Genomic DNA, 14,711 nt, shown 5'->3' with positions numbered 1-14,711 from the left:
GAATATGAAATGAATTTATTAGAAAGAGAAGAATATTATGTAGAAGCTTTCTTTAGATTTATAAAGCTTAGATTAATATATATAGAAAACTATAATTTTATAAAAATAAAACTAAGAACACTATTAAGAAACTTTGGTTATAAAAGAAGAAGTGAAAATATAGTTAATAATGTAAAAAGAACAATAAAAGCTTTAAGATTAGAGTCTTACCTAAGAGATTATCAAGTTTGTGATATAAATGAAATAGATATAGATGATACTATAATAATAAGATTAAAAGAATAAAACAAAAGTTAGGTATTTTATACCCTACTAACACCATGGGTATTTAAAAGTGTATGTTCGCTTTTGCTTATTCAAATTATGTTTATAAATTGTGAGTGAGCTGTAATATTGTACTTAATGTGTTTTCTCATGATAAGGAGTTATAATATGATAAATTTAACAAATAAGCCAACTATAATAGGGAATAAAGTAATTCTTAGCCCTTTTCGTTATGAAGATATTGAATTTATGGAAGAGTGTTTAAAGGATCCTGAAGTGCTTAAATTTACAGGAAGTACAGCTGATTTTAATAGAGATGAAATTATAAAGTGGTATAATTCAAGAAATGAACAAAGTGATCGTCTTGATCTTGCAATTGTAGACAAACTAAATGATGTTGTTGTGGGAGAAGTAGTAATAAATGAATATGACGAAGTAAATCATAGCATGAATTATAGGATTCTTATTGGCCCAAGGGGGAGAGATAGCGGATTTGGATCAGAAGCAACATCTCTTCTTGTAGATTATGTATTTACAAATACAGATTTGAATCAATTAACATTAGGGGTATATGCCTTTAATCCAAGAGGAAAAAGAATTTATGAAAAGTGTGGCTTTGTTTTAGAAAGTATTGATGAAGGTGATTTAGAGTTTCAAGGTCAAATGATTGATTTAATTAATATGATATTAAAACGAGAGGATTGGGAAAAAATAAAGAAGCTAGATAAAGAATAACCTTTATGGAATTGATATTAAATTTAAGATGACATTTGTATTTGAATAGAAGAATATATACCGGCTGAGAAGAAAACATCAACTTGGCCGGCTCAAGTTCATTTAAAGTAAATTATTTTATCTATTTATAGAAATACCTTTGAGTTGACCAATAAGCTTTTGCTTCTTCTTCTAGTTTTTTTAGTCTAGTATAATAGTCAGGAAACTCACTTAGATGGGCAAGTGCTATTTTACCAGTTAAAAGAGGATTATCCTCAGTTACATTTGTAGGATTGTATTTTCTGCCATGTTCTAATTCTGTATCTAGGCCCATTCTAAATTGTTCAATATCAAACTTTTCTTTGCTAAAATCAATACCAAGTTTATTAGCAATTTCAATAGCTTCAGCAGTAGTAAAGCTACCTTTAGGAGCAGAAACTATTATTCTTGGTTTTATATTGTTGGTTTGGATATTATTTTCTAGGCTTAGATAAAGAATATAGTCATATTTATGTGCATGCTTTAATTCATCTGTAATGATTTCGAATAGCATATCTCTATGATATTTATCTGGAATTCCTGCTCTTATATCTCTATATCTTTCTACAGCACCAAGTTCACCAAATTTAGCTTTTCTTATTCCGCCTATATAGGATTCTGGTTTTTCAAAAGCAACATTATTTAGTAAAGGTGCATTATTACCTGTATAAAAAGAATATATTTCTCTAAAATATTTATTATGTTTTTTTTCATCATCTCGTATGCTGATAATAATATCTTTTTCTTCTTTAGTTGGAGCTAAAGAAAGTAGGTAATCATAAAAAAGTTCATCTTCTTTTTCACCCTGAATAGCATCCTTTACTAAAGCCAATGCTTCGTCTAAGGTTTTATATGATTTCTCTGCCTCATGAATTCTAAAATAATTCTGAGGAACAAAGTCTGGTAGAGAATAATACATTAGCATCCTCCTGAAAATATTGATTACATGAATATTATATGATAAGTTTAATGACCTGCTACATACTTAAATAAAGAAATAGAAATATAGATAATAAAGATATACAATAGAGTTATTTACAGAAAAAAATGAGAAGGTTGGATAAAAATGTATTTAAAAGATATATAGAGTATAATCAGATGGTATTTATCCAGTATAAGAGTAGATTACTCCTATACTGGATTTATTATTTTAGAAGATATTTATACTAAAAGTAAAATGAAGTTAGTTAATAAAAGTGTCAATAATTTGCATTTATAAATTTTTAGCAACTACTAAAGTTGCTTTATTTTCCTCAAAATATTCTATATATTCATTTGAAGGTACTGAATCCATAATTATATAATCTAAATCTGAAGCTTGACAGTATGTTAATAAGGCAGTTTTTCCAAGTTTAGTTTTATCTAATAATAAAAAATTACATTGACTTTTTTCAATAATAGCTTTTTTTATTTTAAATTCTTCATGGGTTGAATTAGTAATTCCTACTTTTGTAGACATTCCTGTGCAAGCCATAAAAGCTTTATTTATATTATAGTCTTTAATATATTGTAAAGCACTACTTCCAACTATAGAAGCGGTTACTCTTTTTAGAACTCCAGGAAGTGAAACAACATTTATATTAGGATAAAAAAGTGATTTGTATAAAACTATCACACTATTAGTTATAATAGTTAAATCTTTAATACCTTCTAAATAATCAATTATGTTTGCTGTAGTAGTTCCTGTATCAATAAAAATAATATCACCATCATTAATATATTTTGAAGCTTCTTTTGCAACCATAATTTTAAGATCCTCATTTATAATTTGACGTTCTTGAAAACTACTTAAAGTTAGAGGATCAGGTAGGATATTATTTATAGTAACGCCACCGTAAACTTTTTTTACTGTTCCTATTTTAGTCAAAAAATCAATATCTCTTCTAACGGTATTTTTAGAAATATTAAATTCTTCGCAAAGTTCATTTATTGTTACAAATTTGTTTCTAATTATAAAATCTTCTATTTGATCTATTCTTTTTACTCTCATAATTTATCACCCCTAAATATATTTTACAATAAATAACAAAAAAATCAATATATTACTCATAACTTACTCAAAATCTTTTCAAAATGTTGCCAATAGTAAATAGAAATGTTATAAAAAATCACCAAGAATTTATTGACATTACAGGTAATTATTGGTAATGTTTAATTAGGAACTCTAAATAATTTGGTCAATACTATAAGGGTAGTAATTAATGTGTTTAGAGAAATAAATAATATAAAAATAGTTTTATAAGTAAGAAAAAAATGATTTTGGTCTTACTAATAAATGATATTGATAAATTATGTTTATATAAAGGAGGTGAATTTATATTTTTTGTAGCTATAGTTAGAATAAACAGTAAATAATCATTCTACTTAACAACAGAAAAGCCCTTTAGTTATGAAGGAGAGAAGAATTATTAGCTTGTATATTTAATTATTTTTTGAGGGGGAAATATTCATGAAGTGTAAACGATTAAGGAAGTGTTTAGCTACATCTGTATTATCATTAATGGTGTTATCTTTAGCAGGATGTGGAGGTTCAAAAACTACTCAAGGTGAAGGCCCTAAAGAAACAAATGGAAGCAATGAGATAGAAGTTTCTGTTGTTTTAAAAGCAATAAATAGTGATTATTGGAAAATAGTAAAGGCTGGTGCAGATGATGCTGCTAAAGAACTAGGTGTAAAGGTTAATGTATTAGGACCTAATGCAGAAACAGACATTGCAGGACAAACTTCATTAATGGAAGATCAAATAGTTAAAAAAGTAGATGCTCTTGTTGTTGCTCCATCTCAACCAAGTGCTGCTATAGCAATTTTTGATAAGGCAGATAAAGCGGAAATTCCTGTATTGTTAATTGACACTAATGCTGAATGGGATAAGAAAAAATCATTTATTGGAACGGGAAACTTTGCAGGTGGTGAATTAGCTGGAAAATATATTGCAGAAAAATTAAAGGCAGGAGATGAGGTAGCTATAATTAGAGGAGCTTTAGGTGACAATACTCACGATGAACGTGTTAATGGTGCAAAAAAAGCTTTAGAAGAAAGGGGCATAAAAGTTCTAACTCCTCAACCTGCAGATAGTGATAGAAATAAAGGTATGAGCGTAATGGAAAATATTTTACAAACTAATCCTAATGTTAAAGCAGTGTATGCTTCTAACGATGAAATGATATTAGGCGCTGTAAGAGCATTACAACAAGCTGGTAAAGGAGATGTAGTAACTGTTGGATTTGATGGTTCTCCAGATGCTTTAGCAGCTATACAAAAGGGAGAACTAACAGCCTCTGTTGCACAAAGTGCTTATAATATAGGTAAATATGGTGTTGAAGCTGCAGTGAAATTTGTAAAAGGCGAAAAAATTGATTCTGTTATTGATACAGGCACAGAAATAATTGATAAAAATAATGCAAAAGCAAAAGAAGATGAAATCAACAAAATATTAGGTAAATAGAAATTAATTAAGATTACCTTATTTGATTTATGAATAAGGTAATCTACATTCCAAAATACTTCAGAAAAGATATTGTAGACAATAAGGAAGTATGTAACAAAAAAGACTAACCATACTTTTATCAATAAAATGGAGGTCAAAAATGAAAAAGCTATTAGAATTAAAAAAAATATCGAAATATTTTCCAGGTGTTAAAGCTTTGGAAGCTATTGATTTAGATATTTATCCGGGAGAGGTTCACGGAATTATAGGTGAAAATGGTGCAGGTAAATCAACTTTAATTAAAATTTTAACTGGTGCGCACAGTAATGATGAAGGAAAAATCTTTATTGAAGGAGAAGAGGTTAAAATAAATGGACCAAGAGATGCAATGCAATATGGTATTACTGCAATATATCAAGAACTTAATACTATTCCACATTTAACTGTAGCAGAGAATGTTTTTTTAGGTAGAGAACTCAAGACTTCTGAAAAAAGGGGTTTTTTAAAAATAAAAGAAATGAGAGAAAAATCAAAAGCTCTCTTAAATGATTTAGGCCAAAATATTGACACAGCTTCAAATATTTCAAAGTTGGGAATTGGGAAACAACAAATGGTTGAAATTGCAAAGGCTTTAAGTATTAATACTAAAATACTAATTATGGACGAGCCAACTGCAAGTTTAACAGATAGAGAAGTAAAAGAACTATTGCGAACTGTAAAAGAACTTAAGGCTAAGGGGATTTCAGTAATTTATATATCTCATAGACTTGAAGAAGTTATGGAAATATGTGACACAATAACTGTAATGAGAGATGGTAAAAAGATTGAAACAAGAAATAGAAGTGAAGTTGATTCAATAGATACATTAATTAAATTAATGGTTGGAAGAAGCTTAGAACAACAATATCCTAAAATAAAAGTTCAAATAGGAGAAGAAGCTTTAAGGGTTGAAAATTTAACAAAAGAAGGAGTTTTCAAAAATATAAGTTTTAATGTTAGAAAAGGGGAAATAGTTGCAGTTGCAGGTTTAGTAGGAGCAGGAAGAACAGAAGTTATGAGGACTATTTTTGGAGTAGATAGTTACGACTCTGGAGATATCTACATTAGCGGTAATAAAGTAAATATAAAATGTCCTAGAGATGCAATGAATTTAGGAATTGCCTTTTTAACAGAGGATAGAAAAGGACAAGGATTAATACTAGATCAAGATATTAATTACAATGTTAATATTTCATCTCTAGATAAAATGAAAAAGAGAGTTTTATTAAATATTACAAATATGAAAGATAGAGCTATTAATAATATAAAGCAATTAAATATAAAACCACAAAAACAAGATTTTATTGTTGGACAGCTAAGTGGAGGTAATCAACAAAAAGTCGTAATAGGAAAGTGGCTAAATACTAATGCTAGCATATTTATTATTGATGAACCAACAAGGGGAATTGATGTAGGTTCGAAGGTTGAAGTTTATAACGTGTTAAATGAATTAATTAAGAAAGGTGCTGCCGTAATTATGGTATCCTCTGAGCTACCTGAAGTATTAGGAATTAGCGATAGGATATTTGTAATGCATGAAGGGGAAATGAAAGCAGAAATAAATATAGAAGAGGCAAATCAAGAAAATATTATGCATGCCGCAACAGGAGGTAAATAGAATGGGAGAGAAAAGTGTAAATGGCTTAATTAAGAAGATATCAAATAAAGAAACGGTATATAAGTTTGGATCTTTGTTAGGACTAGTAATAATATGTGTAATTTTATCAGTAACGTCACCAGAATTTTTGACAAGCAGAAATTTAATGAATGTTCTTAGACAGTGTACAATTAATGCATTAATTGCAGTTGGTATGTTATTACCAATACTTACTGCTGGTATTGATTTATCAGTTGGATCAATGTTAGCACTTTCAACTTGCTTTACAGGAATTGCATTAAATTCATGGGGAGTAAATCCTCTTGTTGGAATATTATTAGGATTACTAATGGGAGGTTTTTTAGGACTACTTAATGGTTTAATGCTAACTAAGATGCATTTGCCACATCCATTTATATCTACACTTGGTATGAAAAATATTGCTAGAGGAATAGCATTAATAATTACAGCAGCTTCTCCAATTTCAGGCTTTTCAAGTTCAGTACAATTTCTTGGCTCAGCAAACCTATTTGGTATGCCTGTAAGTTTTATATTAGTTATTTTCGTATTTATAATTTTCTCAATTTTTCTTAATAGAACAGCACAAGGCAAGTATATCTATGCAGTAGGAAGTAATAAAGAAGCTGCTAGACTATCAGGTATAAATGTAGATAAAACCCTAATTCTTGTTTACACAATTTGTGGCTTTATGGCTGCATTAGCTGGTATTGTTCTTATTGGTAGAGTAAATTCAGCAGCACCACTTTCAGGTTTAGATTACGATTTAGATGCCATAGCAGCATGTATAATAGGCGGAGCTTCATTTATGGGAGGTAAGGGTAATGTTTCAGGTGTAATGATAGGGGTATTAATAATGGCGGTATTAAGAAATGGTCTAAATCTTTTAGGGGTATCTCCTGATGTGCAAAATGTTGCAGTAGGTTCAGTAATAATAATAGCTGTATATGTTGATGTTTTAAGGGCAAGAGCTTCTAAAAAAGCTAAACTAGTATCTTAAAAATTCTAAACACAAAAGGAGTTGATAATTAGTGTTAAAGAATTCCATATATAATGAGGATAAAATAAAGACTATTTCAGAAATTAATGGTGAAAATAAAAATATGATGATGGATATATATTCTAAAATTATGTCAAAAGATGAATATTTTAGAGTAGTATCAGATGATAAAGAAATTGCCATATTACTTATACAAGGAAGTGTAAATTTAGAGTGGAAAGGTAATTCTTATATTGCTAAAAGAGAAAGCTTTTTTGATGATTTGCCAATTTGTTTACATGTTCCTAAAAATGTAGAAATTATTGTTAAAGCATTAGAGGAAAGTGAAATATTAATTCAAAAAACAATAAATAATAATACTTTTGAATGTAAATTATATAAGAAAAGTGATATAGAAGTAACTAATTCAAGTTATGAGCTTTGGGATGGAACTGCAAAAAGAGATATTATAACAATATTTGATTATGATAATGCACCTTACTCTAATATGGTTATGGGGGAAGTACGAAATTACCCTGGAAAATGGTCAAGTTTTGTACCACATAGTCATCCACATCCCGAAGTTTATTATTATAGATTTGATAAATCACAAGGTTTTGGAGCATGCTTTATAGGAGATAATGCGTATAAAATAACTGATGGTAGTTATGCAGCAATTTCAGGTGGAATGAGTCACCCACAAGTTTGTGCACCTGGGTATAGAATGGCATATGTTTGGATGATTAGACATTTAGATGGAAATCCGTGGAATAAGACTAGAATAGATGATGAAGAGCATGTATGGCTGTTAAATAATTGATAATTATAGGAGGCGGAGAAATGAATACTATTAGAATGACTATGGGACAAGCTATAGTAAAGTTCTTAGATAATCAATATGTATCCTTCGATGGAATAGAAACCAAGTTTGTTGATGGTATTTTTACTGTATTTGGACATGGAATAGTATGCGGACTTGGTCAAGCCTTAGATGAGAATAGAGGAAACTTAAAAGTATATCAAGGTAAAAATGAACAAGGAATGGCACATGTAGCAACCTCTTTTGCAAAGCAAAATAATAGAAGAAAAATAATAGCCTGTGCATCCTCTATTGGACCAGGTGCTGCTAATATGGTTACAGCAGCAGCAACTGCAACTGTGAATAATATTCCATTATTATTGTTACCAGGAGATTCATTTGCTTCTAGACAACCAGATCCTGTATTACAACAAATTGAACAATGGAATAATCCAAGTGTAACAACAAATGATGCATTTAAAGCAGTATGTAAGTACTGGGATAGAATTTCAAGACCAGAGCAAGTTATGTCATCCCTTATTAGTGCAATGAGAGTATTAACAGATCCAAGTGAAACAGGAGCATGTTGTTTGGCTATACCTCAAGATGTTCAAGGTGAAAGTTATGATTATCCTGAAGACTTTTTTAAAAAGAGAGTTTATGAAATAAGAAGATTTTATCCTTGTAAAGAAGAAATACAATTAGCCGTTGAAGTAATAAAAGAAAGCAAATATCCTATGCTAATTTGTGGTGGGGGAGTTAGATATTCTGAAGCAGGAGAAGTTTTAGAAAAATTTTCAAAAGAGTTAAATATTCCAATTGGAGAAACACAAGCTGGTAAAAGTGCATGTAGGGGTAACTTTGAAAATAATCTTGGTGGTGTTGGTGTTACTGGTAATTTAGCCGCTAATACAATTGCAGAAAATGCTGATTTGGTTATAGGTGTAGGAACTAGATTTAGCGATTTTACAACAGCTTCAAAGTCATTATTTAAAAATAGAAATGTAAAGTTTATTAATATAAATACCTCTAGATTTCATGCTTTTAAGCTTGATAGTGTAAGTGTTGTTGGAGATGCTAAAATTTCATTAGAAATTATATTAGAAGAACTAAAGGGTAAATATTTAAGTAGCTATGGAAATGAAATTATGGAAGTTAAAAAACAATGGGATGAAGAAATGAAAAAATTAACTAGTTATCATTATAATGATAATTTTGAGCCACTAATTAAGGCTAGAAATGAATCAAGCATAAATGAATTTATTGAGTTATTTGGAAGTTCATTAACACAAACAGAAGTAATAGGTAAAATACGTGAAATTATTGATGATGATGCAATAATTGTTGGAGCATCAGGAAGTTTACCAGGTTGTTTACAAAGAATGTGGGAGACGAATTCCAGATACAGCTACAATATGGAATATGGATATTCATGTATGGGATATGAAATAGCAGGTGCACTAGGCTCTAAGATGGCAGATAAAGATAAAGAAGTATATGCTATGGTTGGAGATGGTAGTTTTCTAATGCTTCATAGTGAGATGGTAACTGCTTTACAAGAAAATAAGAAAATCAATATATTACTATTTGATAATTGTGGATTTGGCTGTATAAATAATCTTCAAATGTCAAATGGAATAGGTAATTTAGCAACTGAATTTAGATATAGAAGTGATGATATTAATGAAAATGGTTCATTAATATCAATAGATTATGCAAAAGTAGCAAGTGGTTATGGATATAAGACTTATAGAGTAAGAACTATAGAAGAGTTAGAAGAAGCTTTAATAGATAGCAAAAAACAAAATATAGGTACTTTATTGGACATTAAAATTTTACCTAAGACAATGACTGATGGATATAAGGCGTGGTGGCATGTAGGAATAGCTGAAACATCATTGAATGAAAAGGTAAATGAAGCTTATAAAAATAAAGAAAAAAATAGACTAAATGCAAGAAGATATTAGGAGGGAGAATTTATGTTAGATTCAAAAAAAGTAAAATTAGGTATTGCACCAATAGCTTGGACAAATGATGACTTACCTGACTTAGGAAAAGAAAATACATTTGAACAATGCGTTAGTGAAATGGCCTTAGCAGGATTTACTGGATCAGAAGTTGGAAATAAATATCCCAAAAATGTTGAGGAATTAAAAAAGGCTTTGGAATTAAGAGGAATTAAGATATGTAATGCATGGTTCTCAACATTTTTAACAACTAAACCATACGAAGAAACCGAAAGAGAATTTATAAAGCATATAACTTTTCTTAAAGAAATGGGAGCTACTGTTGTTGGGGTATCAGAACAAGGACACAGTATTCAAGGAACTGATTTAGCAGTTTTTGATAATAAATATATTTTAAATGATGAAGAATGGGATATGCTATGTAAAGGCTTAAATAAATTAGGAAAGGTTGCTAGTGATATTGGCATAACCTTAACCTTCCATCATCATATGGGAACTTCAGTACAATTTTTATCAGAAATAGATAGATTAATGGAAGGTACTGATGAGAGATATGTAAATTTATTATTCGATTCTGGACATTTGTCATACTGTGGTGAAGATCCATTAGAAGTTGCTAGAAAATATAAGGATAGAATAAAGCATGTCCATTTAAAAGATATTAGAAGAGAAGTTGTTGATAGCGTAAAAGAAAATAAAGAAAGCTTTTTAACTGGAGTAAGGAAAGGAACATTTACAGTACCAGGAGATGGTTATATAGATTTTGAACCAATATTTAAAGTTTTTGAAGAATCTAATTATGAAGGCTGGATGGTAGTTGAAGCAGAACAAGATCCATCTATAGCAAATCCTCTTGAATATGCAATAAAAGCAAGAAAGTATATAAAAGAAAAGGCTGGAATTTAATTAGTATAAGTTATAAGGAGGGATTTTGAAATGGCAGAGAAATTAAAATATTTTATACATGGAGAATATGTTGAATCAAAAACAACAAAATATACAGAGCTATATAATCCAAGTACAGGAGAAATTACTGGATATGCACCATGCTGTACTAAAGAAGAAGTAGAAGAGGCAATAAAGGCTGCTAAAAATGCTTATCCAGCATGGGCTAATACTCCTGTTATAAAGCGTTCACAAATACTTTATAAGCTTCGTCAATTAATTGAAGAAAACTTAGAAGAACTTACAGAGCTAGTTGCAACTGAGCATGGAAAGGTTTTGGAAGAAGCAGAGGGAGATGTGTTAAAGGCAAAAGAGGGAACAGAACTTGCTTGTCAAGTTCCAACTCAAATGATGGGTGATTCCTTAATGAATGTAAGTTCAGGAATAGACACAGTACTTTATAGAGAACCAATAGGTGTATTTGCTGGAATAGTACCATTTAATTTTCCAGCTATGATTCCTATGGGATGGATGGCTCCAATGTGCATTGCTTCTGGAAATACAATGGTTTTAAAGGTTGCTAGTATGACACCTAGAACAGCATTAAGAATGGCTCAATTATATAAAGAAGCAGGACTTCCTGATGGGGTATTAAATATTGTAACTTGTTCAAGAAATGAAGCAGAAATATTCTTAACTCATGAAGATGTTAAAGGTATAACTTTTGTTGGTTCCACTGCTGTAGGTAAGCATATATATCAAACAGCGGCATCACATGGAAAGAGAGTTCAAGCATTATGTGAAGCTAAAAATCATGCTTTAGTTTTAAAGGATGCAGCATTAGAAAGAACTGCAGCAGGAATAGTAAATGCTGGTTTTGGTTGTGCAGGAGAAAGATGTATGGCATTGCCAGTAGTAGTTGTAGAGGAAGAAATTGCAGATGAATTAGTAGCACATTTAGTAAGATTATCTAAAAACTTAAAAGTTGGACCAGCTTATCATAAGGATAGTAATTTAGGACCTTTAGTAACAGAAAAGCATAAAGAGTCTGTTGTAAAATGGATTGAAAAAGGAATAGAAGAGGGAGCAAGTTTAGTTTTAGATGGTAGAAATATTGTTGTTGAAGGATTTGAAAATGGATTTTATTTAGGTCCAACAATATTTGATAATGTAACTCCTGAGATGACAATTGGAGATATTGAAATTTTTGGTCCAGTTTTATGTATAAAACGAGTTAAGAATTTTGAAGAAGGATTAGAGTTAATGAATAAAAATCCTTTTGCAAATGGATCAGTAATTTATACTCAAAATGGATATTATGCAAGAGAATTTACTAGACGAACAGATGGTGGAATGGTAGGAGTAAATGTAGGAATACCAGTACCAGTAGGTTTTTTCCCATTCTCAGGACATAAAAATTCATTCTTTGGAGACTTACACTGCTTAGGAAAAGATTCCATAAGGTTCTTTACAGAAAGCAAGTGTGTTACTACAAAATGGTTTGATGAAGAAGAAAAGAAAAGTACAGTTGTATCAACTTGGGATGGAACAATTTAATAAATGTATTAGGGGGGAAGTTATTATGGGAGAAGGATTTAAAAGCAAGTTATATGAAACTACAATAAAATTTCCACAAACAGAGATATGGAATGATTCATGTGCTATTAACGAGCTTAAATATAGTATTGAAAATGGAAGCGTTGGAGCAACTACTAATCCAGTTATAGTAAATCAAGTACTAAAACAAGAATTTTCAGCTTGGAAACCATTAATAAAAGAATTAAGTATAGATAATCCAACAGCTACTGAAGATGAAATAGCATGGTTATTAATGGATTATATAGGTAAAGAAAGTTCAAAACTTTTACTACAAATATTTCAAAAGAATAGTGGTAGAAACGGAAGACTTTCAATGCAAACTAATCCAAAGTATTATTTAAATGCTGAAAAAATGTTAAGTCAAGCAAAACATTTTAATACTTTGGCACCTAATATACAAGTTAAAATTCCAGCTAGTGGAGCAGGAATAAAAGCTATAGAAGAAGCTATTTATAATGGTGTTAGTATAAATGCAACAGTATCATTTACAGTATCACAAGCCATTGCAGTAGCAGAAGCTGTTGAAAGAGGCTTAAATAGAAGAGAAAATGAAGGCTTATCAAATGATAATATATCTGCAATTTGTACTATTATGCTTGGAAGAGTTGATGATTATTTAAAAAATCATTGCTCAGAAAATAATATAGTTGTAGACCCTGATATATTAGAATGGGCTGGAGTTGCAGTAGTAAAAAATGCATACAAAGTATTTAATGAAAGAAATTATAGAACAGGATTATTAACTGCAGCATATAGAAACCACTATCATTGGTCACAATTTATTGGTGGGAATATTTCTATGACAATACCTTATAAATGGCAAGTGAAATTGAATAATTCTTCTGTAGAAGTAATTGAGCGAATTAACGAGCCTGTTAATGAAGAGATATTAAATAAATTAATGAGCTTAGATGAATTTAGAAAAGCATATGATATTAATGCACTTACTATTGAAGAATTCCAAAACTATGGTGCCTTTAAGGCTACCATAAAGCAATTTCTAAATGGCTATGATGAATTAATAAAACAAATTCGTTCAGTTATTATATAATTAAAGGGGAGAGGTATATGTTAAATATAGGCATAATTGGTGCTGGTAGAATAGGAAAGGTCCATACAAAAAGTATAAGTAATTTTGTTAATGGCGCAAAGGTTAAATCTATAGCAGATGTTAATATGAATGATGAAATAGTACAATGGGCAAAAGAGTTTGGTATTGAAGAGTGTTACACTGATTATAAAAAAATACTTGAGGATTCTCAAATAGATGCTGTGTTAATTTGCTCTTCAACAGATACACATTCAACAATATCTATTGAAGCAATAAAAGCAGGGAAAAATGTTTTTTGTGAAAAGCCAATAGATCACAGTATAGAAAAAATAAAAGGTGTAATAAAGGCTTTAGAAGAAAATCCTGTTAAATTCCAAGTTGGTTTTAATAGAAGATTTGACCATAACTTTGAAGCAGTTAGAAATGAAGTTTTAAAAGGTACTATAGGAGATCCACATATAATTAAAGTAACTTCAAGAGACCCTGAAGCTCCTCCGATAAGTTATGTTAAAGTATCAGGAGGAATGTTCCTTGATATGACAATACATGATTTTGATATGGTTAGATATTTATCAGGAAGTGATGTAGAAGAAGTTTATGTTCAATCTGCCATTTTAGTAGATAAAGCTATAGGAGAAGCTGGTGACGTTGATACAGCAATAATAACATTAAAGCTTTCTAATGGAGCATTAGCTGTAATAGACAATTCAAGAAGGGCAGCATATGGATATGATCAAAGAGCAGAAGTATTTGGATCATTAGGAATGGTAGCAACATCAAATGATACAAATTCAACAGCAGTAATAAGTACAGCAAATGGAGTTACTGGTGAAAAACCACTATACTTCTTCTTAGAAAGATATATGAAATCTTTTGCTAAGGAAATGCAATGTTTTGTCGATGCTATAGTAAATGATACAGAAACACCAGTAAATGTATATGATGGATTAAAACCAGTTATCATTGGATTAGCAGCAAAAAAATCTGTTGAATTAGGTAGACCAGTTAAAATTAATGAAATAGAGTTTTAAATAAATTGGGTAAAGAATATTCCATAATTTATTATGGAAGGTCTTTACCCATATATCTTTTAACTTTCATTATAAAAATATAGAATTAAACATTAATTTTATTCATAATTTTAAAGAGGCAAAAATATGAATATCACTACATTTATAAGGGGGTATATGTCAATGAATATGGATAGAAAGGATTTTTAAGATAAGGTCTTAGATATATTATCTATGGCATTTGAAATTAGTTATTCATTCAAAGAAGTAAATAATAACTTTTTAATTAACCTCGGAGAATAAAATTTTAAAAAAGTAGCAAT

13 protein-coding genes are annotated in these 14,711 nt (G+C 29.9%); 11 read left to right on the top strand and 2 right to left on the bottom strand.

Annotated elements, in window-relative coordinates; all coding sequences use genetic code 11:
• Nucleotides 1-9 precede the first annotated feature (9 nt).
• Entirely contained in the window at nt 10-285 is a 276-nt protein-coding gene (locus BN6774_RS18855) for a hypothetical protein (RefSeq protein ID WP_235829605.1), read from the top strand.
• Between the two features lie 147 nt (nt 286-432).
• Nucleotides 433-999, top strand: coding sequence for a GNAT family N-acetyltransferase (locus BN6774_RS10695; protein ID WP_066893436.1), 567 nt, complete (start codon nt 433-435; stop codon nt 997-999).
• A gap of 121 nt (nt 1,000-1,120) precedes the next feature.
• Here the strand turns inward: BN6774_RS10695 and BN6774_RS18850 are convergent, their stop codons facing one another.
• Together BN6774_RS18850 and BN6774_RS10685 are read right to left on the bottom strand one after the other, a co-directional pair.
• A complete protein-coding gene (locus tag BN6774_RS18850; RefSeq protein WP_066893431.1) occupies nt 1,121-1,936 on the bottom strand; it encodes a DUF5661 family protein in 816 nt (271 codons plus the stop codon).
• A gap of 294 nt (nt 1,937-2,230) precedes the next feature.
• Nucleotides 2,231-3,007 (bottom strand): DeoR/GlpR family DNA-binding transcription regulator, encoded by a 777-nt coding sequence (locus BN6774_RS10685; protein WP_066893429.1) that lies wholly within the window; start codon nt 3,005-3,007, stop codon nt 2,231-2,233.
• Between the two features lie 459 nt (nt 3,008-3,466).
• On the opposite strand from BN6774_RS10685, the gene BN6774_RS10680 reads away from it, so the two are divergent.
• The 9 genes from BN6774_RS10680 (at nt 3,467) to iolG (ending at nt 14,409) form a co-directional block, all read left to right on the top strand.
• A complete protein-coding gene (locus BN6774_RS10680; RefSeq protein ID WP_066893425.1) occupies nt 3,467-4,462 on the top strand; it encodes a sugar ABC transporter substrate-binding protein in 996 nt (331 codons plus the stop codon).
• Nucleotides 4,463-4,604: 142 nt separating this feature from the next.
• On the top strand, nt 4,605-6,101 hold the full coding sequence (locus tag BN6774_RS10675; protein WP_066893423.1) for a sugar ABC transporter ATP-binding protein: 1,497 nt from the start codon (nt 4,605-4,607) through the stop codon (nt 6,099-6,101).
• Between the two features lies 1 nt (nt 6,102).
• Nucleotides 6,103-7,098 carry an ABC transporter permease gene (locus tag BN6774_RS10670; RefSeq protein WP_066893421.1) on the top strand — a complete coding sequence of 332 codons (996 nt, stop codon included), beginning with the start codon at nt 6,103-6,105 and terminating at the stop codon, nt 7,096-7,098.
• Between the two features lie 31 nt (nt 7,099-7,129).
• Complete coding sequence (locus tag BN6774_RS10665) at nt 7,130-7,897, top strand: 5-deoxy-glucuronate isomerase (protein WP_066893419.1); 768 nt, start codon at nt 7,130-7,132, stop codon at nt 7,895-7,897.
• Nucleotides 7,898-7,917: 20 nt separating this feature from the next.
• Nucleotides 7,918-9,843 (top strand): 3D-(3,5/4)-trihydroxycyclohexane-1,2-dione acylhydrolase (decyclizing), encoded by a 1,926-nt coding sequence (gene iolD / locus BN6774_RS10660; RefSeq protein ID WP_066893417.1) that lies wholly within the window; start codon nt 7,918-7,920, stop codon nt 9,841-9,843.
• 12 nt (nt 9,844-9,855) lie between these two features.
• Complete coding sequence (gene iolE, locus BN6774_RS10655) at nt 9,856-10,749, top strand: myo-inosose-2 dehydratase (RefSeq protein WP_066893415.1); 894 nt, start codon at nt 9,856-9,858, stop codon at nt 10,747-10,749.
• 30 nt (nt 10,750-10,779) lie between these two features.
• Nucleotides 10,780-12,285: a CoA-acylating methylmalonate-semialdehyde dehydrogenase gene (locus tag BN6774_RS10650; RefSeq protein ID WP_066893413.1), complete on the top strand. Its 1,506-nt coding sequence runs from the start codon at nt 10,780-10,782 to the stop codon at nt 12,283-12,285.
• Between the two features lie 25 nt (nt 12,286-12,310).
• Nucleotides 12,311-13,378, top strand: a complete 1,068-nt coding sequence (locus BN6774_RS10645) for a transaldolase family protein (protein WP_066893411.1) — start codon at nt 12,311-12,313, stop codon at nt 13,376-13,378.
• 17 nt (nt 13,379-13,395) lie between these two features.
• Nucleotides 13,396-14,409 carry an inositol 2-dehydrogenase gene (gene iolG, locus BN6774_RS10640; RefSeq protein WP_066893409.1) on the top strand — a complete coding sequence of 338 codons (1,014 nt, stop codon included), beginning with the start codon at nt 13,396-13,398 and terminating at the stop codon, nt 14,407-14,409.
• Nucleotides 14,410-14,711 lie beyond the last annotated feature (302 nt).

This window comes from Clostridium nigeriense, from assembly GCF_900086595.1.
Classification (GTDB): domain Bacteria; phylum Bacillota; class Clostridia; order Clostridiales; family Clostridiaceae; genus Clostridium; species Clostridium nigeriense.
The sequence above is the reverse complement of the archived record's forward strand: the minus strand, read 5'-3'. Positions and strand labels throughout refer to the sequence as shown.